The organism is Marinovum sedimenti (assembly GCF_054052205.1).
In genome coordinates this window covers 2,594,936-2,614,361 of record NZ_CM133223.1, presented here as the reverse complement: position 1 = coordinate 2,614,361, position 19,426 = coordinate 2,594,936, and the positions used below count along the sequence as shown (strand labels likewise).

The following is a 19,426-nucleotide window of genomic DNA, read 5'->3' as shown; positions in this document are numbered from 1 at the left end:
CATTCTGCGCGTGCATCTGAAATGCAAAGCCGACCACATTTCGCCTGGGAGACTGCCGTGAACGCACGGGCCATGACACAGGACGGCCAAGGGCTGTCTGCGCGCCAGACACCGGCCAGCCGGCTTGCGCTTGCCCATGTGTCCTTTGCGCATGATGCGAAACCTGTGCTGAGCGATTTGCAGCTTGATCTTGCGGTCACGCGGCTGGCGATTGTCGGGCGCAATGGCTCGGGCAAGTCCACATTGGCGCGGCTTTTGGCCGGGCTTGTCGCGCCCAAGCACGGCACGTTGACGATCAATGGCGTCGATGTTTCGCGCAATCGCAAGGCGGCCTTGGGCGAGGTCGGCATTCTGTTTCAGAACCCCGATCATCAGATCATTTTCCCCACCGTGCTTGAAGAGCTGGCCTTTGGTCTGGCGCAACAGGGCCGCAAGCAGCCCGAGGCCGATGCCTTGGCGCGCGACACGCTTGCGCGGTTTGGCAAGAGCCATTGGGAAGAGGTCTATATCAACACCCTGAGCCACGGTCAGAAGCATCTGGTGTGCCTGATGGCCGTGGTGGCGATGGGGCCGCGGCTGCTTATTCTGGACGAGCCCTTTGCCGGGCTCGATATCCCGACACGGGCGCAGCTCACCCGGTATCTAAGCCATTACGAGGGCAATCTGATCCACATCAGCCATGATCCGGCGGATCTGGCGGGCTATGATCAGGCGCTGTGGCTGGACGAGGGTAAGATCCGCCAACATGGGGCCTGTGATACGGTGATCGACGCTTATGTGGCGCGGATGACAGAGCTGGGAGAGGCTGATGATATCACTGACCTCTCCGATTAAGACCCGCGCCCACGACTGGCCTGCCGGGGCCAAGCTGGCGGCGCTTTGCGTGACCACGCTGGGCCTGTTCTTTGTCACCGAGCTGCCAGCGCAACTGGCGATTTTCGCAGCGGTGCTGGGGCTTTATGCGCTGCCGGGGCTGGTGTTTTTGCGCGCCGGGCTGGCCAAGCTGAAGGTGCTTTGGCCGTTTATCCTTGTGGTGGTGATCTTCCATCTGATCGACGGCAGCCTGACCAAAGGCGCGGTGATCGTACTGCGGCTGATGTCGGCGGTGGCGCTGGCCAATCTGGTCACGATGACCACCCGGCTTTCGGATATGATTGCGGTGGTGCACCGCGTCACCACCCCGCTGCGCGCGCTGGGGCTGAACACCCGCGCGCTTGAGATTGCGATTGCGCTGGTCATTCGCATCACCCCTGTGCTTTTGGGCAAGGGCACGGCGCTGGCCGATGCCTGGCGCGCGCGGTCGCCGCGGCGGCCCAACTGGCGCATCGTTTTACCGTTCACGCTGCTTGCGCTGGACGACGCTGAACATATCTCCGACGCGCTGCGGGCGCGCGGGGGACTGGTTTCCATGGAGGACAGAAATGGAACGTAACGTTGTCATGATCGCGCTGTTTGCAGCGCTGATTGCCGTCTTGGGGCTTATCCCGAAATTCACCCTTGGGTTTGGCGTGCCGATCACAGCGCAAAGCCTTGGGATCATGCTGTGCGGCACGGTTTTGGGCGCGCGTCGCGGGGCGCTGGCGGTGCTGTTGTTCCTGTTGTTGGTGGCAATTGGCCTGCCGCTTCTGGCGGGTGGGCGCGGTGGCCTTGGGCTGTTTGCCTCGCCCTCTGCCGGGTTCCTGATCGGCTGGCCGGTGGCGGCCTTTGTGACCGGCTTTATCGTTGAGAAGTGGCGCGATGCGCCGCTGACGCTGGTGGCCGGGGTGGCCTCGGTCATTGGTGGGATTGGCGTGCTCTATGTCTTTGGCATCGTTGGCATGGCAATCGCTCTGGACAAGACGCTGATGCAATCCGCCGGTCTGGTGACGGCGTTCATCCCCGGCGATCTGCTCAAGGCGGCGATTGCGGGCAACCTGACCGCAGGGCTGGCGCGGGCACGTCCCGGCAGCGTTCTGTCGCGCACGGCCTGACGCCATGACGGGTGTCCCTGTCACCACCCAAGAGCTTGACGCGGCGCTGGAGCATATCCGCGCCGCGCCCAAGGACGGTGCGGTGATCGATCAGCTGGTGTTCCGCCCTGCCGTTGGTGCGCGCGCCTATCCCGATCACCTCGATATGACGGTGGCGGGCGGGATTGCGGGGGAACGCTGGCTGACAGCGCCTTGGCTGAAATTGCCCGATGGCACGCCGGACCCCCGGATCCAGGTGTCGATCCTGTCCAAGCGGGTGATGGACCTGTGCTGGCGCGACCGCGACGGCACGCCCCACCCCGGCGATCCGATTGTGGTCGACATGGACCTTGGTCACGACAACCTGCCGGTCGGCACAAGGCTTCAGGCTGGAACGGCGATTTTGGAAGTGTCCGACAAGCGCAATTCGGGCTGTGCCAAATGGCAAGAGTGGTATGGCCGCGACAGCCTGCACTGGATCAACACCGGCCCCAACCGTGATCTGCGGTTGCGCGGCATTCTGTGCCGGATTGTGCAGGACGGGCGAGTCAGCGTCGGCGACCGGCTAACCAAACAGCCGGGCTAGAGCGTTTCGCGTTTTACCGGCAATTTAGATGAAATGCGATGTGCTTAGATCCCCAAAGCCGGGGTCAGAGCACGCCAATCTCGGCCAGCGCCGCATTCAGCGCGGCGGGCAGCGGGTCTTCTCTTTGGCCACGGTCGGTCAGATCACCGGGCGCGTCCTCGGGCTTGAGATAGCGCCAGCCCTGAAAGGCGCGCCGGGGCATCGGAGTGGTGCGGATGATGTCCGGGTCAAGCACGATGCCGCAGCGCAGGATACCATCCTCGCCCATCACCTCATCCAGCCGGATCACCCGTTGGCGGGCCAAAGTCACCCCCTTGAACACCCAATAAAGCGAACCGCCGTCGATCAGCTCGGCGCTGCGTTTGGGCCACATCCGGGTGACATGGCGCGGCAGATTGTCAGGCAAGGTCTTGCGCCGCGTGGTTTGCCAGCGCGCGAGGTCATCCGGCGTTTCGGTGCCAACGCAAAGTTTGATCAGATTGATATGGTGCGACATGCGATTCCCGCCCCCCAGCGGTCCTATCTATTGTAGGCCCACGGCAGAGGGCTTCAAGTTGTTGTGGTGCGATCCATGCGGTATAGTGGCCTTCCCCATATCCGAGGAATCGCCCCATGACCCGTTTTGCCGCCCCCATCGCCGAGCAGATATGGGACATGAAGTACCGTTTCAAGCAGGCGGATGGCACACCCATCGATCTTTCGGTCGAAGACAGCTGGCGCCGCATCGCCCGCGATCTGGCGCGCAAAGAGGCCGACCCCAAGCTGTGGGAAGACCGGTTCTATGCCGCGCTTGAGGATTTCAAATACCTCCCCGCCGGCCGCATCACCGCAGGTGCCGGCACCGCGCGTCAGGTGACGCTGTTCAACTGCTTTGTCATGGGCACCGTGCCCGACAGCATGGGCGGCATCTTTGACATGCTGCGCGAAGCGGCGCTGACGATGCAGCAGGGCGGCGGCATCGGCTATGACTTTTCGACCATCCGCCCCAAGGGTGCAGGCGTGACCGGCGTGGCGGCGGATGCCTCTGGCCCGCTGTCCTTCATGGACGTCTGGGATGCGATGTGCCGCACCATCATGTCCGCAGGCTCGCGCCGGGGCGCGATGATGGCCACCATGCGCTGTGACCACCCCGATGTTGAGGAATTCATCGCCGCCAAACAGGACGCAGCCCGCCTGCGGATGTTCAACATGTCGGTGCTGATCACCGATGATTTCATGGCGGCGGTTAAGGCGGATGGCCCGTGGGATCTGCGCTTTGGCGACACGGTCTATCACACCATTCAGGCCCGCGATCTGTGGAACCGGATCATAAAGGCGACCTATGACTATGCCGAACCGGGGGTGATTTTCATCGACCGGATCAACGCCGCCAACAACCTGAGCTATGTCGAGACCATCGCCGCCACCAATCCTTGCGGTGAACAGCCCCTGCCCCCTTACGGCGCCTGCCTGTTGGGGTCGATCAACCTTGCGCGGCTGGTGTCTGATCCGTTCTCGGACGCGGCGCATATCGACGAAGAGGCGCTTGATACCCTCGTCGCCACCGCCGTTCGGATGATGGACAACGTGGTCGACGTGTCGAAATTCCCGCTTGAGGCGCAGGCGCGCGAAGCCGCTGCCAAACGCCGGATCGGCCTTGGCGTCACTGGCTTGGCCGACGCCTTGCTGATGAAGGGCCTGCGCTATGGCTCGGACGAGGCCGCCGCCCAGACCGAAAGCTGGCTGAAACGGATTGCCCGCGCAGCGTACCTTGCCTCGGTCGATCTGGCGCGCGAAAAGGGGGCGTTTCCGCTTTTCGACGCCGAGAAATACCTTGCCAGCGGCACGATGCAAGCGATGGACGCCGACGTGCGAGAGGCGGTGGCCAAGCACGGCATCCGCAACGCTTTGCTGACCTCGATTGCGCCCACCGGGACGATCTCGCTTTACGCCGGGAACGTGTCGTCGGGGATCGAGCCGGTCTTTGCCTACCGCTACACCCGCAAGGTTTTGCAGAAAGACGGGACGCGAACCGAGGAAGAAGTCGTCGACTACGCGGTGCAGATGTGGCGCGACATGTTTGGCGACACCGCCCTGCCCGACTATTTCGTCAACGCCCAGACGCTGGCCCCGTCGGAGCATGTAAAGATGCAGGCGGCGGCGCAGAAGTGGGTGGATTCGTCGATTTCCAAGACGATCAACTGCCCTGAGGACATTGATTTCGAGGCGTTCAAGAGCGTCTATATGCAGGCCTACGAGACCGGCTGCAAAGGCTGCACGACCTATCGGCCGAATGATGTGACGGGCTCGGTTTTGTCGGTGTCGGAGGAGAAACCGGCAGACAATCTGACTTTCAGAGAGCGGCTTTCCAATCTGATTGAAGCGCGAGGCACGACAATGCGGCAGGTCTCGCTAGATGCTGGGTTGAGCCACGGATATTTGCACGGAATTATTAAAGACGGCAAAGAACCGACTTTGGATCGATTGGAGAAAATTGCATCGGTTTTGAAAGTCTCATTCTCCGAGATAATTGGGTCAAGCAATACCGCCCCCGAAGTGGCCGCCACCACCGACGCCGCCCCTCTGCAACCGCATGGCGACGTGGTCTATATGTCCGAGCCTCTGGACCGCCCGCAAGAGCTTGAAGGTTCGACCTACAAGCTGAAGTGGCCCGACAGCGAACACGCCATCTATCTGACAATCAACGACATTATCATCAACGGCCACCGCCGCCCCTTCGAAGTTTTCGTCAACTCCAAGAACATGGAGCACTTCGCTTGGACGGTGGCTTTGACGCGGATGATCTCGGCAGTGTTCCGGCGCGGCGGCGATGTGTCGTTTGTGGTCGAAGAGCTGAAAGCCGTCTTCGACCCGCGCGGCGGCGCTTGGGTGCAGGGCAAATACATCCCCTCGATCCTCGCGGCCATCGGCGGCGTGATCGAACGCCACATGATCGCCACCGGCTTCCTCGAAGGCGAAGGCATGGGCCTGAAAACCGACCCCACCGCCAAAGTCGTCGGCCTAGAGGCCCCAAGCCGCGGCAAAGCCTGCCCGTCCTGCGGCCAATACGATTTGCGGATGGTAGAAGGCTGCATGACCTGCGGCAGCTGCGGGCACTCGAAGTGCGGGTGACTGGGGTTTATTAAGGAAATTGATTGAAATGCCCAAGGTAAATTTGCCACTTTGGGCATTTCGGCCGCCACCTGGCGGGTCTATCTCTGCCACCGCCGCGTAAGTCATTGATATTGCGTGACCCCAAAATACGCCGCTCCGAACCGGGGCGGCGTTTTTCGTGTCCAAGGCCGGGCTTGACCTTTCGGGTTCGGATCGCCTTTTTTGTTCGGTATGGCAAAGCATCTTCCCATCGGCCTCATACGGGGCACCTGACCCGCCCCTTTGGGCCACGGCGCGCCGCGTGTTGGTTGCGCCCAAGCCCATCCCGTTTCAGCCGACCACGGAAGACCAACATGCCCAAGATCAAGATCATCCAGGTACGAGCTCTCGACACCGACGAGCGCGCCATCAAAAAACATCTGCGCGATTATCTTCGCGACCTTCGGAAGCGGATCCTTGCGAAAGAGCTCATCGGAGACGACGAGTTCTCGTCTGAGTTTGATGATATCGAAGTCGAGGGTTACCGGCATGGGCTGCCGGACGTTGACATCACTTACAAGGATGAGGCTGCGATCGCGGCGCGTGTGCGCTGCCTCGTCTCCAAGCGCCATCGGGCCACGGGGACGGCGCATCTCGCGAAGGATGACCTTGCGCGCCTTTCACCGGAAGATGCCTCCATGGAGGCCGTCACGGCGCCGTCGGAGCATTGGGCCGACGAGATCGCCGCGGCGCTGCACGCGCAAATGCCCTGGATGGGCCGGGCGACGGAGTGCGCCTGGCATGATCTGCGCCGGACCGCCCGCCGCGGCACACCGATCAAGATCGCGCCCATGGTGATCAACGGTCCCCCGGGCATTGGCAAGAGCGCCTGGACGCGGGCCCTGGCGGATCAACTTGGGCTGCCAATGGGTCAGAGCGATGCCGGGGCCGGCAGCGCCGGGTTCGATGTGGCGGGTGTAGAACGCGGTTGGAGCAGCGCGCAACCCGGGCGGCTGGTTAACCTGCTTCTGAATCATCGGGTCGCCAATCCGATCTTCGTCGTGGACGAGATCTGCAAGGCCGGGATCGCGACTTCCACGACCGGGCGCGCGTTTTCCCTGACCGACGCCATGCTCGGGTTGATGGAACCAGGCGCGGCCCGTACCTGGAACTGCCCTTATTTCCGCGTGACCTTCGACATGAGCCACTTCTCCTGGCTGTTCACGTCGAACAAGCTAAGCACCGTGCCGGAGTCCTTCCTGTCGCGCTGCCAGATCGTCGAGGTCCACGACATCACCCCGGCGCAGCTGCACGACTTTGCCGTGCGGCGCGGGATGGAGATGAAATTGTCGCAGGAGGCGCTGGAGGTAGTCTGCGAGGCGTTGGTGATGGCGCCCCGGATCATGGGGCGCCGGATGAGCCTGCGAGACGTGGTGCGGATGCTGGAGCGGGCGGAGACGCTGGAGGGGCGGCCGCGGCTGCAGTGAGTAAATGTGACCACTCTATTTGCGTCCGCCTGCTGTTACCGGATCGCCATTCTGAGAGCACGTTATTACATCTATGTGCTCTCGAACCAGCGCTTGGAATGCAGCGAAAGCTTTTCGGCACTTTTCGCATTCAGCATCCAACACGTTCGCTAGATGCTCAAGACTCAGTGGTTCCTTATGGCCGATTGCCACGCGGTATATCATATTGCCTACAGTCACGCGTCTATTGATGGTCGTGACCTGCCCAATGAGAAATCGAGATGAAAACCCGTGGTTGTAGGAGTTTCGGAAATCGTCTGTTTCCTCCTTAAAGGTGCGATTCGCAATTTCCTCGACTTTAAGCTTGAGCTTTCGATACCTTTTCCACCGTGCGCAATATGGTTCGATATCATTTAAGTAAAGGTTCTTGTCTGGAAAGTCGTCAATCCAGTCCACCTTATCAACAGACCGATTCGCAAAATGGCAAAGCATGCCAGTGGCAAAGGCAAAGCTTGATTTTATTGAGTATGGCTGCCCAAGAGAGACCACACCTAGGGTCAGGACTCGTTCTCGTTTCATAGCCAGAACATGACGGTTGCGGCGAGGGCGATGGCGGAGAGGAAGACTTTCGGGCATCGGTCGTAGCGTGTGGCAATCCTGCGCCAGTCCTTCAGGCGCCCGAACATGATCTCGATCCTGTTGCGGCGTTTGTAGCGGCGCTTGTCGTATTTGACGGGCTTGGCGCGGGACTTCCGGCCAGGGATGCAGGGCTTTATCTCCTTGTCTTTCAACGCTTCCCTGAACCAGTCGGCGTCATAGCCCCGGTCGGCCAGAAGCCATTGTGCCGATGGCAGGCTGCCAAGAAGGGCCGCAGCGCCGGTGTAGTCGCTGACCTGGCCCGCGGTCATGAAAAACCGGATCGGTCGTCCCTCGGCATCGGTGACGGCATGCAGCTTGGTGTTCATGCCGCCTTTGGTTCGGCCGATCGCGCGCCCCCGCTGGTCGTCGGGCCCCCCTTTTTCGACCGCAGACTGCTCGCCGTGCGGTGCGCCTTCAGATAGGTCGCGTCGATCATCACCGTCTTTGGAACCGCTGCCTCCGACGCAAGGCCGTGCATCATCCTCGCGAAAATGCCCTTGTCGCTCCATCGTTTCCAGCGGTTATAGAGCGTTTTGGCCGGGCCGTATTCCGCGGGCGCGTCGCACCAGCGCAAGCCATTGCGATTGATGAATATTATTCCACTCAGAACACGCCGGTCATCCACCCGCGGCTTGCCATGGCTCTTGGGAAAAAACGGCCGAAGCCGGTCCATCTGCGCGTCCGTTAGCCAGAAAAGGTTGCTCATCATCACCCCCGTCAGTTTGGGAGCTTAAATCACGCTGCCGACGTAGCCTCAAGCAGATCAATGGGTCCTGAGCCTAGCGCCCGCTTGGTGCGTTTGATACATAAGCCCGAAAATACCGCGGGGGTTTGGGGGCAGAGCCCCCAGCGCCTCCGTGGCGCGAACGGAAACCAACCTGCGCGCGCAGCGCACCGTTTGAAAAATCTACCCCGCCTCGTGAAAGAACGCATAGATTTTCTCCGCCAGCGCCTCTGACACGCCATCGACGGCTTTCAAATCCGCCAGATTGGCCCGGCTCACCGCCTTGGCTGACCCGAAATGCGCCAAGAGCGACCGCTTGCGCGCCGCCCCCACACCGGCGATTTCGTCCAGCGGTGTGGCCCCCACCGCCTTGGCGCGTTTTGCCCGGTGCGTGCCGATGGCAAAGCGGTGCGCCTCATCCCGCAGCCGTTGTACGAAATACAGCACCGGATCATTGCGCCTAAGTGCCATCACCCGCTGGCCAACCCGGTGAAACTCTTCCTTGCCGTGGTCGCGGTCCACACCTTTGGCCACGCCCACCATTGGAATATCCTCGACACCGTATTCGCGCATGATCTCGGCCACCGCCGAAACTTGCCCCGCGCCGCCGTCGATCAACAGAAGATCCGGCCACAGCCCCTTGTCCCGCTCGGGATCGTCCTTCAACAACCGCTTGAACCGCCGCGCCAGCACCTCTTTCATCATGCCGAAATCGTCGCCCGGCGTCAGGTCGTCGCCCTTGATGTTGTACTTGCGATAGTGGTTTTTCATAAAGCCATCCGGCCCCGCCACGATCATCGCCCCCACCGCATGCGCACCCTGAATGTGGCTGTTGTCATATACCTCGATCCGCGCCGGCACCTTCTCCATCTCAAAAGCTTCCGCCACCCCGCGCAACAGCTTCGCCTGCGTCGCAGTCTCGGCCATCTTGCGACCCAGCGACTCGCGGGCATTGCGCACTGCGCTCTCGATCAGCTCGGACTTCTCGCCCCGCTGCGGCACCAAAAGCGTCACCTTGCGGCCCGCCTTCTGGCTCAGCGCTTCGGTCATCAGATCGTCATTTTCGATGCCATGGGACAGGATCAACTGCTTGGGCGGCTCTTTCGTATCGTAGAACTGGCCGATAAAGGCCTCAAGCACCTCCGCCGCCTCCACATCCTCGCCCACACGCGGATAGAAATCGCGGTTGCCCCAATTCTGCCCGGCGCGAATGAAAAACACCTGCACGCAGGCCTGCCCGTTCTCAAGATGCAGCCCGATCAGATCGGCCTCGTCCACCGTGCGCGGGTTGATCCCCTGCGCGGTCTGCACCTGCGTCAGCGCGCGAATGCGGTCGCGCAATGACGCCGCGCGTTCGAACTCCATCTCCTCCGACGCGATCTGCATCTCGGCGGCCAGCTTTTCCTGCACATTGGTCGACCGCCCCGACAGGAACCGCTGCGCATCGCGCACGCTGTCGGCATAAGCGGCGTCCGAAATCTTACCAACGCAGGGCGCTGAACAGCGCTTGATCTGAAACAACAGACAGGGCCGCGTGCGCCCCTCGAACATCGCGTCCGAGCAATTGCGCAGCTGAAACACCTTCTGCAGCTGGTTCAGCGTCCGGTTCACCGCCCCGGCGCTGGCAAAGGGGCCGTAATACGCGCCCTTTTCTTTCTTGGCACCACGGTGCTTGCGGATCATCGGAAAGGCGTGCTCGGTCACCTGAATATTGGGAAAGCTTTTGTCGTCGCGCAGCAGCACGTTGTACTTGGGCTTGAGCTGTTTGATCAGGTTCTGCTCAAGCAGCAGCGCCTCGGTTTCCGTCCGCGTGGTCAGAAACATCATCGACGCCGTGCCTTGGATCATCCGCGCAATACGCGGGCTGTGGCCAGACGCACGCGCATAGTTCGACACCCGCGCCCGCAGGTTGCGCGCCTTGCCAACATAGAGCACGGCGTTCTTGGCATCGAGCATGCGGTACACGCCGGGCGAACTGTCCAGCGTCTTGAGATAGGCCTGAATACAGGCGTGGCCGGTCACGTCGGGGGCGGCTGTCCCCTCAGGCAAATCTGTCATTGCGCCAACTTATGATTCCCTTCGCTGCGCTGCAACGGGATGGCGTCTGGGACAAGAGATTTAACATCCACTAAATCTGTGGATAAGTTTGGGGGTTAGTTCAGGAGATCACGCTTTTTCCCTGTTTTTCAGGGGTGTTGATTAAAGTGCCTAATTTTTAGGCTGCACCTTAAGCCATTGATTTACAATGGTACTTTTTTTAACGTTTTGTAAACGTTTGTATTTCATAGCTTTTTACATATTATTGGCCGGTGTTCAGAGGCCAGTGCACAACTTCCCGACGAAATGCAGCAAAGCCGCATCTCTAAGGGGCTATTCAACCCCAAGAATGTCCGGCGTTTTCCACCCCAGATGCTGCCCGCCATCCACGCAGATCAACTGGCCGGTCACGCCACGCGCATCCAGCAGATAGCCCAGCGCGGCGGTGATATCGCTGGGGTCCACGCCCCGGCTCAGCACCGTACCGGCCCGCTGCGCCGCGAAATGCGCCTCGCTTTGGCGTTCGCCAATCAGCGTCGGCCCCGGACCAATGGCATTGACCCGCACATTCGGCGCAAGCCCCTGCGCCGCTGTCTGCGTCAACGCCCAAAGGCCCATCTTGGCAAGGGTATAGGTCGAGAATTCGGGCGTCAGCTTGCGCACCCGCTGATCGATCATGTTGACCGCAAGCGCCTGCGCCACCGGCTCGCCATTGTCATCCATCGCTGCCGCCGGAGCCTGCGCCGCCAGCGCCTGGGTCAGCACATAAGGCGCGCGCAGATTACTCTCCATATGCCGGTCCCAGCCGTCGCGGGTGGCGGTTTGGATCGTGTCGTATTCAAAGATCGAGGCGTTGTTCACCAGCACCGTGATCGGCCCGCCCAACGCCTCGGCCGCGCGCGGCAACAGGGCCTGCGTCTGATCTTCGACCACCAGATCGGCCTGCAAAATCACGGCGTTGCGCCCCTTGGCGCGGATCTCTTCGGCCACAGCCTCGGCCGCCTCGGCAGAGCTGGCGAAATGCACCGCAACGTCATAGCCACGGTCGGCAAGATACAGCGCCATCGCCCGGCCCAGCCGCTTGCCCGCCCCTGTCACCAATGCCCGCATCGCGCCCTCCGCCGTTCTCAGATAATGACCATCGTGATGTAAACGAGGTAGAGCGCGGCCAGAACTCCGCCCCAGACCCGGCTGATGTTCCAGCGCAGGAAGACAAACGGAAACAGGATCAGCGAGGCCGCCAGCATCACCCACAGATCGAACCGCAGGAAGATGGGATCAACCGGGATCGGCCCAATCAGCGCCGCGATGCCAATAATCGCCAGCAGGTTGAACATATTCGACCCGATGACATTGCCAAGCGCCACATCCGCCTGCCGCCGCAGCGCCGCCACAACCGTTGTCGCCAGTTCTGGCAGCGAGGTGCCCACCGCCACCAGCGTCAGCCCGATGACCGTGTCCGAAATACCGTAAGCGCGCGCAATTTGAGACGCATTGTCGACAAGAAGATCAGCCCCCAGCGGCAAGCCAATCAGGCCAAGCACGAGGTAAACGACGATCTTCCACCACGGCATATTGGGATCAGCGCCCTCGACATCTTCGAGGTCTTCCAACGCCGAATTGTCGCGTGCTGCGGCCTTGATATCGCGGCGATGGCGCAGGGCATCGCGGGTGGTGAAGAACAGCATGACACCCAGCGCCAGCAACAAAACCAGCGCCGAAACCCAGGTGAACGTGCCGGTAAAGGCCAGCGCGATGAACAGCACCGTCGCGGCCAGCATCTGAAGATAGCTTTTGCGGGTGTCACATTCCGAGGTGTGCAGCGCGGTGATCAGCGCCGGAATCCCCAGCACCAACAAAACGTTGGCGGTGTTCGACCCCACCACGTTTCCCATCGCAATCCCCGGAGCGCCTTCATGCACCGCGGCAATCGCGATCAAAAGCTCGGGCGCGGAGGTGCCGAACGCCACAATCGTCAGGCTGACGATCAGCGCCGGAATACCGACCCGGAGCGACATGTTGACCGCGCCTTTGACAAGCGCATCCCCGGCGAGGAGCAGGATAACCAGCCCCAGCCCACACAATAGCCAAACCATCATCCCCGGCGTCCCTTGTCCCGTCCGCAGGGGCACGGCCCCTTGCCAATACGATAGCGCCCGCAGGACGGACATTTGGCCGAAGCCAACTGTTTGGGCAGGCGCAGCTTGCCAAACATCGCAAGCACGCCGATCCCGATCAGAAAAAGAGTTACAATTTTAACGATCACGTCACAGCCCGAACCGGGCAAAGGCTGCCCGTTCTTCGACAAGCCCAAGCGCATCTTCGGCCAGCGACATGCCGAGCCGTTGCGCCAAAGTGCGGCCCTTGCCATAGCGGCGAAACTTCACCTTGGCCCCGAAACGGTCCTTCATCACCGCGTCAAGATGGCCAATCCCGTCGATCAAACCCACCGAATGCGCAGTCTCGCCCACCCAAATCTCGCCGGTAAAGAGATCACGGTCATCGGCCAGCTTGTCGCCGCGCCGCTCCTTGATCTGCGAGATGAAGTTGACGTGCAGCTGGTCAAGCAAACGCTTCAACCGCTCGACGTCTTCTTCCTTTTCCGGTTGGAACGGGTCGAGGAAGCTCTTGGAATTGCCTGCGGTGTGCACCCGCCGCTCAACCCCTTGGCGCGCAAGGAAAACACTCGCGCCGAAGCCAGCGGAAATCACGCCAATCGACCCGACAATCGAGGAGTGATCGGCATAGATTTCATCCGCCGCCGAGGCCAGCCAATAGCCGCCAGAGGCCGCCACGTCTTCGACAAAGGCGAACACGGGGATGTTTTTCTCGGCCGCCAACCGCCGAATGCGGCCCGCGATCAGCGAGGATTGCACCGGCGATCCGCCCGGCGAATTCAGCTCCAACGCCACCGCATCGGGCTTGCCACGTTTGAACGCCTTCTCGATCACGGGCGCGAGCCCGGCATCAGTCAGCGATGAGCGTCCGCCGGTGCCAATCGCACCTTCAAGACGGATAACGGCCACTGTGGGACCGGATTTCACAAAGGGAAGCCAGCGTTTCATACGTTCGGATGTAAATGGCTGTGGCCCCACAAACAAGGCTCGGCCCCGGCAATCTTTTCGACCGCCCGGAATTCCGGCACGCGCCCCGGTCAGCTCCGAATGCGCCAGCCGGTGCGGAAAATCCACCAAACGATGCCAAGGCAAAGCGCGGTGAACCCGGCAATCGCCAACAGGCTGAGGCCGATGGGCACATCAGAGGTGCCGTAAAACGCCCAACGGAAGCCGGAAATCAGATAGACCACCGGGTTGAAAAACGACACCGATTGCCAGAACGGCGGCAGCATCGAAATCGAGTAGAACGCCCCGCCAAGGAACACCAACGGCGTGACCACCAACAGCGGAATGAGTTGTAATTGCTCGAAGTTTTTCGCCCAGATGCCGATGATAAAGCCGAACAGCGAGAAGGAGATGCAGGTCAAAACCAAAAAGAGCACCATCGCAAACGGGTGCATGATCGACAGGTCGACAAAGAACGCCGAGGTGGCGAGGATCACCAAGCCGATGAACAGCGCCTTGGTCGCCGCCGCGCCAGCAAAGCCAAGCACGATTTCGAGGAAGTTGATCGGGGCCGAGAGCAATTCGTAGAAAGTGCCGATAAATTTAGGGAAATAGATCCCAAACGAGGCGTTCGACAGCCCCTGCGTCATCACCGTGAGCATGATCAGCCCCGGCACGATAAAGGCGCCATAGCTGATGCCTTCGACCTGATCGATGCGGCTGCCGATGGCGGTGCCGAAGACGACGAAATACAGCGATGTGGAAATGACCGGCGAGATGAAGCTCTGCGCCAGCGTGCGGAAGAACCGCGCCATTTCAACGGTGTAGATTGACCAGACTGCTCGGAAGTTCATGCTGCATCCTCCGCCACGAGACCGACAAAGATCTCTTCGAGACTGGATTGACGGGTCTGCAAATCGCGCATTTGCAACCCGGCGGCCGCGAGATTGGCCAGAAGCTGGGTGATCCCGGTGCGTTCGGCATTGACGTCATAGCTATAGCGCAGCGCCCGGCCTTGGTTGACGATCTCCAGCGGATGGCCGGCAAGGGCTGCCGGAATTTCGCTCACCGGTTCTGTCAGTTCGATGTCCAAAGTCTTGCGCCCCATCCGCGCCATCAGCGCCGCCTTCTCTTCGAGCAGCAATAATTCGCCCTTGGCGATCACCCCCACCCGTTCTGCAATCGCCTCGGCCTCTTCGATGTAATGCGTGGTCAGGATGATCGTCACGCCAGCGGCCTTGAGATCGGCCACCACGTTCCACATGTCACGGCGCAGTTCGACGTCCACCCCGGCGGTCGGCTCATCAAGAAACAGCACCCGCGGTTCGTGGCTCAGCGCCTTGGCAATCAGCACCCTGCGCCGCATACCGCCCGATAGCTCCATCGGTTTGGCATCGCGTTTGTCCCAGAGCGACAGGTCGCGCAGGACCTTTTCCACATGCGCATCGTTGCGTTTGCAGCCAAACAGCCCACGCGAATAGCGCACCGCGCGGTGTACGGTTTCGAACGGCTCGAGCGAGATTTCCTGCGGCACCAGCCCGATCATGCCGCGCGCGGCGCGGAAGTCACGGACGATGTCATGCCCGCCCACCCGAACCGAGCCGGAGGTGGCATTGGTGATGCCGCAAACGGTTGAAATCAGAGTGGTTTTGCCCGCGCCATTGGGGCCAAGCAGCGCGAGGATTTCGCCCTCTTCGATGTCGAGCGTGACGCCCTTGAGCGCCTCGAACCCGCCGTCATAGACTTTGCGCAGGTCATTGATTTCCACGATCGCGGCCATAGCAGCCTCCCTGATGGTCAGGGGCGCAATCTAATGGCACCACGGGTTAGCGCAATCTCGATTTCAGCAGAGGCCATCGCGCGCTGGCGCACAGATTGCGGGGTTACATCCCGCGCACAGTGTCGATCATCAGCTGCACATTTTCGGGGTCGGCGTCCGGCGTGATGCCGTGGCCGAGGTTGAATATATGCGGCCCGCCGCGCAGTGCGTTGACAATGGCGCGGGTCTCATCGACCAGCGGCTGACCACCGGTGACCATATGCGACGAGGTCAGATTGCCTTGCACACAGCCGTCCACCTGCACATGCGCCGCCGCCCAAGAGGCATCGACCGAGTTGTCGAGCGCGACGCAATCGGCACCGGTGGCCTTGGCGAAACCGATGTATTTTTCGCCCGCTTCACGCGGGAAGGCGATGACCGGTGTGTCGGGATGTTTGGCTTTGAGCGCCGAAATGATCCGTTTGGCCGGGGCCAGTGCGTATTTCTCGAAATCGTCGCCCTTGAGCGATCCGGCCCAACTGTCGAACAGCTTGACCACCTCGGCCCCGGCCTCGATCTGGCAGGAGAGGTAGTCAATCGTCGCCTCAGTGATCCGATCCAGCAGTGCCTCAAACAGCGCGCGGTTTTCGTCTTTCAGCGCATGTGCCGGGCCTTGATCCGGCGTGCCGCGCCCGGCGATCATATAGGTGGCAACGGTCCAGGGCGCGCCGGCAAAGCCGATCAGCGTGGTCTCGGACGGCAATTCCCGCGCCAGAATGCGGACGGTTTCATAGATCGGCGACAGCGTGTCATGGATATCCGAGGCCGGTTTCAGCTTGTCGAAATCACGCTGCTCGGTGATCGTCGAGAGGCGCGGGCCTTCGCCGGTGACAAACCACAGATCCGCGCCAAGTGCTTGGGGGATCAGCAGGATGTCAGCAAAAAGGATAGAGGCGTCAAAGCCATAGCGGCGGATCGGTTGCAGCGTCACCTCGGCGGCCAGCTCAGGGTTATAGCACAGCGACAGGAAATCCCCGGCCTGCGCCCGCGTCGCGCGATACTCTGGCAGGTAACGCCCGGCCTGCCGCATCATCCAGATTGGCGGCGTTGGCAGGGTCTCTCCGGCAAGCGCGCGCAGGATTGTCTTATTCGCTTTGGTCATGCCGGTCTCCGATTTGGTTTGCAGGTTGGTCTAACGTAGGGCGGGTGATGTCAAGGCAACCGCTTGTCACGCCTTTTGGCCAAGGCTAGACAGTTGGCCATGACGCACCCCCTTCCCTCCCCCGATGCACCGCTGAAAATCGGCACCCGTGGTTCGCCGCTGGCGCTGGCACAGGCCCACGAAACCCGCGCCCGGATTGCGGCGGCGTTTGACCTGCCTGAGGCGGCGTTTGAGATCGTGGTGATCAAGACCACCGGCGATGATCGCGCTTTGATTGCTACGGACACCCCGCTGAAAGAGCTGGGCGGCAAGGGGCTGTTCACCCGCGAGATCGAAGAGGCGCTGCTGTCGGGTGGCATCGATATTGCCGTGCATTCGATGAAAGACATGCCGGTGTTGCAGCCCGGCGGGCTGGTGCTTGATTGTTTTCTGCCGCGCGAAGACGTGCGCGATGCCTTTGTCTCGCCAGGGCTTGGCGGCATTTCCGATCTGCCGACGGGCGCGATTGTTGGCACCTCGTCGCTGCGGCGGCGCGCGCAATTGCTGTCGCGCAGGCCCGATCTTGAGGTGGTGCAATTCCGCGGTAACGTGCAGACCCGGCTGAAAAAACTGGATGACGGCGCGGCCTCTTGCACCTTCTTGGCGATGGCCGGGCTGACGCGGTTGGGGATGCTGGGCCTGGTGCCCGCCTTCCCGATTGCCCCCGACGATATGCTGCCCGCCGTCGCGCAGGGCGCGATTGGCATCGAACGGCGCGAGGGCGATACCGCCACCGCTGCCCTGCTCGAACCGCTGCATGATCTGCAAACCGGTCAACGCCTTGCTGCCGAACGCGCCTTTCTGGCCGCGTTGGATGGATCTTGCGAAACCCCGATTGCCGGTCTGGCAGAACTGAGCGACGGCACGCTCCGTCTGCGCGGCGAAATCCTGCGCCCCGATGGCAGCGAAACCCTAAGCGACGCCGCCGATGCCCCGATCGAGGATGGTGCCGCGCTGGGCCGCGAGTTGGGCTTGCGCCTGTTGGACCGCGCCGGGCCGGGATTTTTCGACTGGCGTAGCCTATAGGCCTCAGACTTTTGGCCATACGCAGCGTCGTTTAGCGCTAGCGGAGCGTTTTTGGCCTGTTGCCATGTGAACCCAATCAGTATCAACGTGGCGGAAACACGTATTCAGAGTCGCCAAGAAGTGGCGAGAACCATCGGAGAGATACGCAGATGAAGGTCCTTGTACCCGTCAAACGCGTGATCGATTACAACGTGAAAGTGCGCGTCAAAGCGGACGGAAGCGGTGTCGATCTGGCCAATGTCAAAATGTCGATGAACCCTTTCGACGAGATTGCTGTCGAAGAGGCGATCCGCCTGAAAGAAGCCGGCAAAGTGGAAGAAATCATCGCCGTCTCTATCGGCGTGAAGCAGTCGCAGGAAACCCTGCGCACCGCGCTGGCGATGGGTGCCGACCGGGCGATCCTCGTGGTGGCCGCTGATGATGTGCACAAAGACATCGAACCGCTGGCCGTGGCCAAGATCATTGCCAAAATCGTTGAAGAAGAGGCCCCCGGCCTCGTGCTTTGCGGCAAACAGGCCATCGACAATGACATGAACGCCACCGGTCAGATGACTGCGGCGCTTCTGGGCTGGTCGCAGGCGACGTTCGCCTCGGAAGTCGACATTGACGGTGACACTGCCAAGGTCACACGCGAAGTTGACGGCGGCTTGCAAACCATCAGCGTCAAGATGCCGGCGGTGATAACTGTCGATCTGCGGCTGAACGAACCGCGCTATGCTTCTTTGCCCAACATCATGAAAGCAAAGAAAAAGCCGCTGGATGAGAAGACGCCCGAAGACTATGGCGTTGACGTCACCCCGCGTCTTGAAGTGATCAAAACCGTGGAACCGGCGGCACGCGCTGCGGGCGAAATGGTGGGTTCGGTTGACGAGCTGATCGAGAAACTCAAAGCGGCGGGGGCTGTGTGATGGCTGTTCTTCTTCTTGCAGAAGTCAACGATGGCGAACTGTCGCTCGACGCCACTGCCAAGGCGGTCAATGCCGTGGCCTCGCTTGGCGATGTGCATGTGCTCTGCGCGGGCGGCTCGGCTGCTGCCGCGGGCGATGCGGCGGCCAAAATCGCGGGCGTGACCAAAGTTCTCGTGGCCGAAGACGCCTCGCTGGGCCACCGCCTTGCGGAATCGACCGCGGCGCTGATCGTGTCACTGGCCGGCGATTACGACCACATCGTTGCCCCGGCCACCACCGACGCGAAAAACGTGCTGCCCCGTGTGGCGGCGCTGTTGGACGTGATGGTGATTTCCGATGTCTCGGGCGTTGTTGACGCTGACACGTTCGAGCGCCCGATCTATGCGGGCAATGCGATCCAAACCGTCAAATCCGTCGACGCCAAAAAGGTCGTTTCGATCCGGACCTCGACCTTTGATGCAGCCGGCGAACAGGCCGCTGCTTCGGTGGAAACCATTGGCGCGGCAGAAGATCCGGGCCTCTCCTCGTGGATCGAAGACAAGCTGGCGGCCAGCGATCGCCCCGAGCTGACCTCGGCCGGTGTGGTTGTGTCCGGTGGACGCGGTGTGGGATCGGAAGACGATTTCAAGATCATCGAAGCCCTTGCCGACAAGCTTGGCGCAGCGGTTGGTGCCTCGCGCGCGGCTGTGGATTCGGGTTTTGCCCCGAACGACTGGCAGGTTGGCCAGACGGGCAAGGTTGTCGCGCCGGATCTGTACATTGCCGTCGGTATCTCGGGCGCGATTCAGCACCTCGCCGGGATGAAAGACAGCAAGATCATCGTCGCCATCAACAAAGACGAAGAAGCGCCGATCTTTCAGGTTGCCGACTACGGGCTTGTGGCCGATCTGTTCACGGCTGTGCCGGAACTGACCGAAAAGCTGTAACGACGCGCCGATCCATCAATGGATCGGAACCGATCTGTTGACAGATCGGGGTGCCGCAAAAAGAAAGGCCC

The 19,426-nt window shown here is 61.2% G+C and carries 18 protein-coding genes; 9 read left to right on the top strand and 9 right to left on the bottom strand.

Annotated features, from left to right (window positions below):
• Nucleotides 1-57 precede the first annotated feature (57 nt).
• From ACW9UO_RS12580 to ACW9UO_RS12565, 4 genes are read left to right on the top strand one after another with little or no spacing between them, the layout of a single operon-like run.
• On the top strand, nt 58-834 hold the full coding sequence (locus ACW9UO_RS12580) for an energy-coupling factor ABC transporter ATP-binding protein (RefSeq protein ID WP_457086147.1): 777 nt from the start codon (nt 58-60) through the stop codon (nt 832-834).
• A complete protein-coding gene (locus ACW9UO_RS12575; RefSeq protein ID WP_457086146.1) occupies nt 809-1,432 on the top strand; it encodes an energy-coupling factor transporter transmembrane component T family protein in 624 nt (207 codons plus the stop codon). Before ACW9UO_RS12580 ends, ACW9UO_RS12575 begins: the two co-directional genes overlap by 26 nt.
• Nucleotides 1,422-1,970: a biotin transporter BioY gene (locus tag ACW9UO_RS12570; RefSeq protein ID WP_457086145.1), complete on the top strand. Its 549-nt coding sequence runs from the start codon at nt 1,422-1,424 to the stop codon at nt 1,968-1,970. Before ACW9UO_RS12575 ends, ACW9UO_RS12570 begins: the two co-directional genes overlap by 11 nt.
• A 4-nt stretch (nt 1,971-1,974) precedes the next feature.
• The gene (locus ACW9UO_RS12565) at nt 1,975-2,535 is read left to right on the top strand and encodes an MOSC domain-containing protein (RefSeq protein ID WP_457086144.1); all 561 of its coding nucleotides are present in this window, start codon (nt 1,975-1,977) and stop codon (nt 2,533-2,535) included.
• A gap of 64 nt (nt 2,536-2,599) precedes the next feature.
• Here ACW9UO_RS12565 and ACW9UO_RS12560 read toward each other — a convergent pair whose 3' ends face one another.
• A complete protein-coding gene (locus tag ACW9UO_RS12560; RefSeq protein ID WP_457086143.1) occupies nt 2,600-3,031 on the bottom strand; it encodes a DUF1489 family protein in 432 nt (143 codons plus the stop codon).
• A 116-nt stretch (nt 3,032-3,147) separates the two neighbouring features.
• Here ACW9UO_RS12560 and ACW9UO_RS12555 point away from each other — a divergent pair, with 116 nt between their 5' ends.
• Complete coding sequence (locus tag ACW9UO_RS12555) at nt 3,148-5,646, top strand: adenosylcobalamin-dependent ribonucleoside-diphosphate reductase (protein ID WP_457086142.1); 2,499 nt, start codon at nt 3,148-3,150, stop codon at nt 5,644-5,646.
• A 335-nt stretch (nt 5,647-5,981) separates the two neighbouring features.
• Nucleotides 5,982-7,094, top strand: a complete 1,113-nt coding sequence (locus tag ACW9UO_RS12550) for an AAA family ATPase (RefSeq protein WP_457086141.1) — start codon at nt 5,982-5,984, stop codon at nt 7,092-7,094.
• 554 nt (nt 7,095-7,648) lie between these two features.
• Here the strand turns inward: ACW9UO_RS12550 and ACW9UO_RS12545 are convergent.
• The 8 genes from ACW9UO_RS12545 to hemE all read right to left on the bottom strand — a co-directional run bounded on the left by ACW9UO_RS12545 (nt 7,649) and on the right by hemE (nt 16,456).
• A protein-coding gene (locus ACW9UO_RS12545) for an IS5 family transposase (RefSeq protein ID WP_457088577.1) occupies nt 7,649-8,418 on the bottom strand; the annotation gives its coding sequence in 2 pieces (ribosomal slippage) (nt 7,649-8,082 and nt 8,082-8,418; 771 coding nt in all).
• Between the two features lie 201 nt (nt 8,419-8,619).
• A complete protein-coding gene (gene uvrC / locus ACW9UO_RS12540) occupies nt 8,620-10,494 on the bottom strand; it encodes an excinuclease ABC subunit UvrC (RefSeq protein ID WP_457086140.1) in 1,875 nt (624 codons plus the stop codon).
• Between the two features lie 312 nt (nt 10,495-10,806).
• Complete coding sequence (locus tag ACW9UO_RS12535; RefSeq protein WP_457086139.1) at nt 10,807-11,583, bottom strand: SDR family oxidoreductase; 777 nt, start codon at nt 11,581-11,583, stop codon at nt 10,807-10,809.
• Between the two features lie 17 nt (nt 11,584-11,600).
• Nucleotides 11,601-12,572: a calcium/sodium antiporter gene (locus ACW9UO_RS12530; RefSeq protein ID WP_457086138.1), complete on the bottom strand. Its 972-nt coding sequence runs from the start codon at nt 12,570-12,572 to the stop codon at nt 11,601-11,603.
• A gap of 168 nt (nt 12,573-12,740) precedes the next feature.
• Complete coding sequence (locus ACW9UO_RS12525; protein ID WP_457086137.1) at nt 12,741-13,538, bottom strand: S49 family peptidase; 798 nt, start codon at nt 13,536-13,538, stop codon at nt 12,741-12,743.
• Nucleotides 13,539-13,627: 89 nt separating this feature from the next.
• Nucleotides 13,628-14,389, bottom strand: a complete 762-nt coding sequence (locus ACW9UO_RS12520; RefSeq protein WP_457086136.1) for an ABC transporter permease — start codon at nt 14,387-14,389, stop codon at nt 13,628-13,630.
• Entirely contained in the window at nt 14,386-15,315 is a 930-nt protein-coding gene (locus ACW9UO_RS12515; RefSeq protein ID WP_457086135.1) for an ABC transporter ATP-binding protein, read from the bottom strand. Before ACW9UO_RS12515 ends, ACW9UO_RS12520 begins: the two co-directional genes overlap by 4 nt.
• Nucleotides 15,316-15,418: 103 nt before the next feature.
• Nucleotides 15,419-16,456, bottom strand: coding sequence for a uroporphyrinogen decarboxylase (hemE, locus tag ACW9UO_RS12510; RefSeq protein ID WP_457086134.1), 1,038 nt, complete (start codon nt 16,454-16,456; stop codon nt 15,419-15,421).
• A 99-nt stretch (nt 16,457-16,555) separates the two neighbouring features.
• Between hemE and hemC the strand changes: the two genes are divergently transcribed.
• From hemC to ACW9UO_RS12495, 3 genes are all read left to right on the top strand, one after another.
• The gene (hemC, locus tag ACW9UO_RS12505; protein WP_457086133.1) at nt 16,556-17,521 is read left to right on the top strand and encodes a hydroxymethylbilane synthase; all 966 of its coding nucleotides are present in this window, start codon (nt 16,556-16,558) and stop codon (nt 17,519-17,521) included.
• Between the two features lie 149 nt (nt 17,522-17,670).
• Entirely contained in the window at nt 17,671-18,429 is a 759-nt protein-coding gene (locus tag ACW9UO_RS12500; protein WP_457086132.1) for an electron transfer flavoprotein subunit beta/FixA family protein, read from the top strand.
• The gene (locus ACW9UO_RS12495; protein ID WP_457086131.1) at nt 18,429-19,355 is read left to right on the top strand and encodes an electron transfer flavoprotein subunit alpha/FixB family protein; all 927 of its coding nucleotides are present in this window, start codon (nt 18,429-18,431) and stop codon (nt 19,353-19,355) included. The genes ACW9UO_RS12500 and ACW9UO_RS12495 overlap by 1 nt, the downstream gene beginning before the upstream one ends.
• The last annotated feature ends 71 nt before the right edge of the window (nt 19,356-19,426 follow it).

Coding starts and splice junctions, on each gene's coding strand:
- ACW9UO_RS12575 (WP_457086146.1), top strand. CDS start 809: ATGATATCACTGACCTCTCCGATTAAGACCCGCGCCCACGACTGGCCT.
- ACW9UO_RS12570 (WP_457086145.1), top strand. CDS start 1,422: ATGGAACGTAACGTTGTCATGATCGCGCTGTTTGCAGCGCTGATTGCC.
- ACW9UO_RS12565 (WP_457086144.1), top strand. CDS start 1,975: ATGACGGGTGTCCCTGTCACCACCCAAGAGCTTGACGCGGCGCTGGAG.
- ACW9UO_RS12560 (WP_457086143.1), bottom strand. CDS start 3,031: ATGTCGCACCATATCAATCTGATCAAACTTTGCGTTGGCACCGAAACG.
- ACW9UO_RS12555 (WP_457086142.1), top strand. CDS start 3,148: ATGACCCGTTTTGCCGCCCCCATCGCCGAGCAGATATGGGACATGAAG.
- ACW9UO_RS12550 (WP_457086141.1), top strand. CDS start 5,982: ATGCCCAAGATCAAGATCATCCAGGTACGAGCTCTCGACACCGACGAG.
- uvrC (WP_457086140.1), bottom strand. CDS start 10,494: ATGACAGATTTGCCTGAGGGGACAGCCGCCCCCGACGTGACCGGCCAC.
- ACW9UO_RS12535 (WP_457086139.1), bottom strand. CDS start 11,583: ATGCGGGCATTGGTGACAGGGGCGGGCAAGCGGCTGGGCCGGGCGATG.
- ACW9UO_RS12530 (WP_457086138.1), bottom strand. CDS start 12,572: ATGATGGTTTGGCTATTGTGTGGGCTGGGGCTGGTTATCCTGCTCCTC.
- ACW9UO_RS12525 (WP_457086137.1), bottom strand. CDS start 13,538: ATGAAACGCTGGCTTCCCTTTGTGAAATCCGGTCCCACAGTGGCCGTT.
- ACW9UO_RS12520 (WP_457086136.1), bottom strand. CDS start 14,389: ATGAACTTCCGAGCAGTCTGGTCAATCTACACCGTTGAAATGGCGCGG.
- ACW9UO_RS12515 (WP_457086135.1), bottom strand. CDS start 15,315: ATGGCCGCGATCGTGGAAATCAATGACCTGCGCAAAGTCTATGACGGC.
- hemE (WP_457086134.1), bottom strand. CDS start 16,456: ATGACCAAAGCGAATAAGACAATCCTGCGCGCGCTTGCCGGAGAGACC.
- hemC (WP_457086133.1), top strand. CDS start 16,556: ATGACGCACCCCCTTCCCTCCCCCGATGCACCGCTGAAAATCGGCACC.
- ACW9UO_RS12500 (WP_457086132.1), top strand. CDS start 17,671: ATGAAGGTCCTTGTACCCGTCAAACGCGTGATCGATTACAACGTGAAA.
- ACW9UO_RS12495 (WP_457086131.1), top strand. CDS start 18,429: ATGGCTGTTCTTCTTCTTGCAGAAGTCAACGATGGCGAACTGTCGCTC.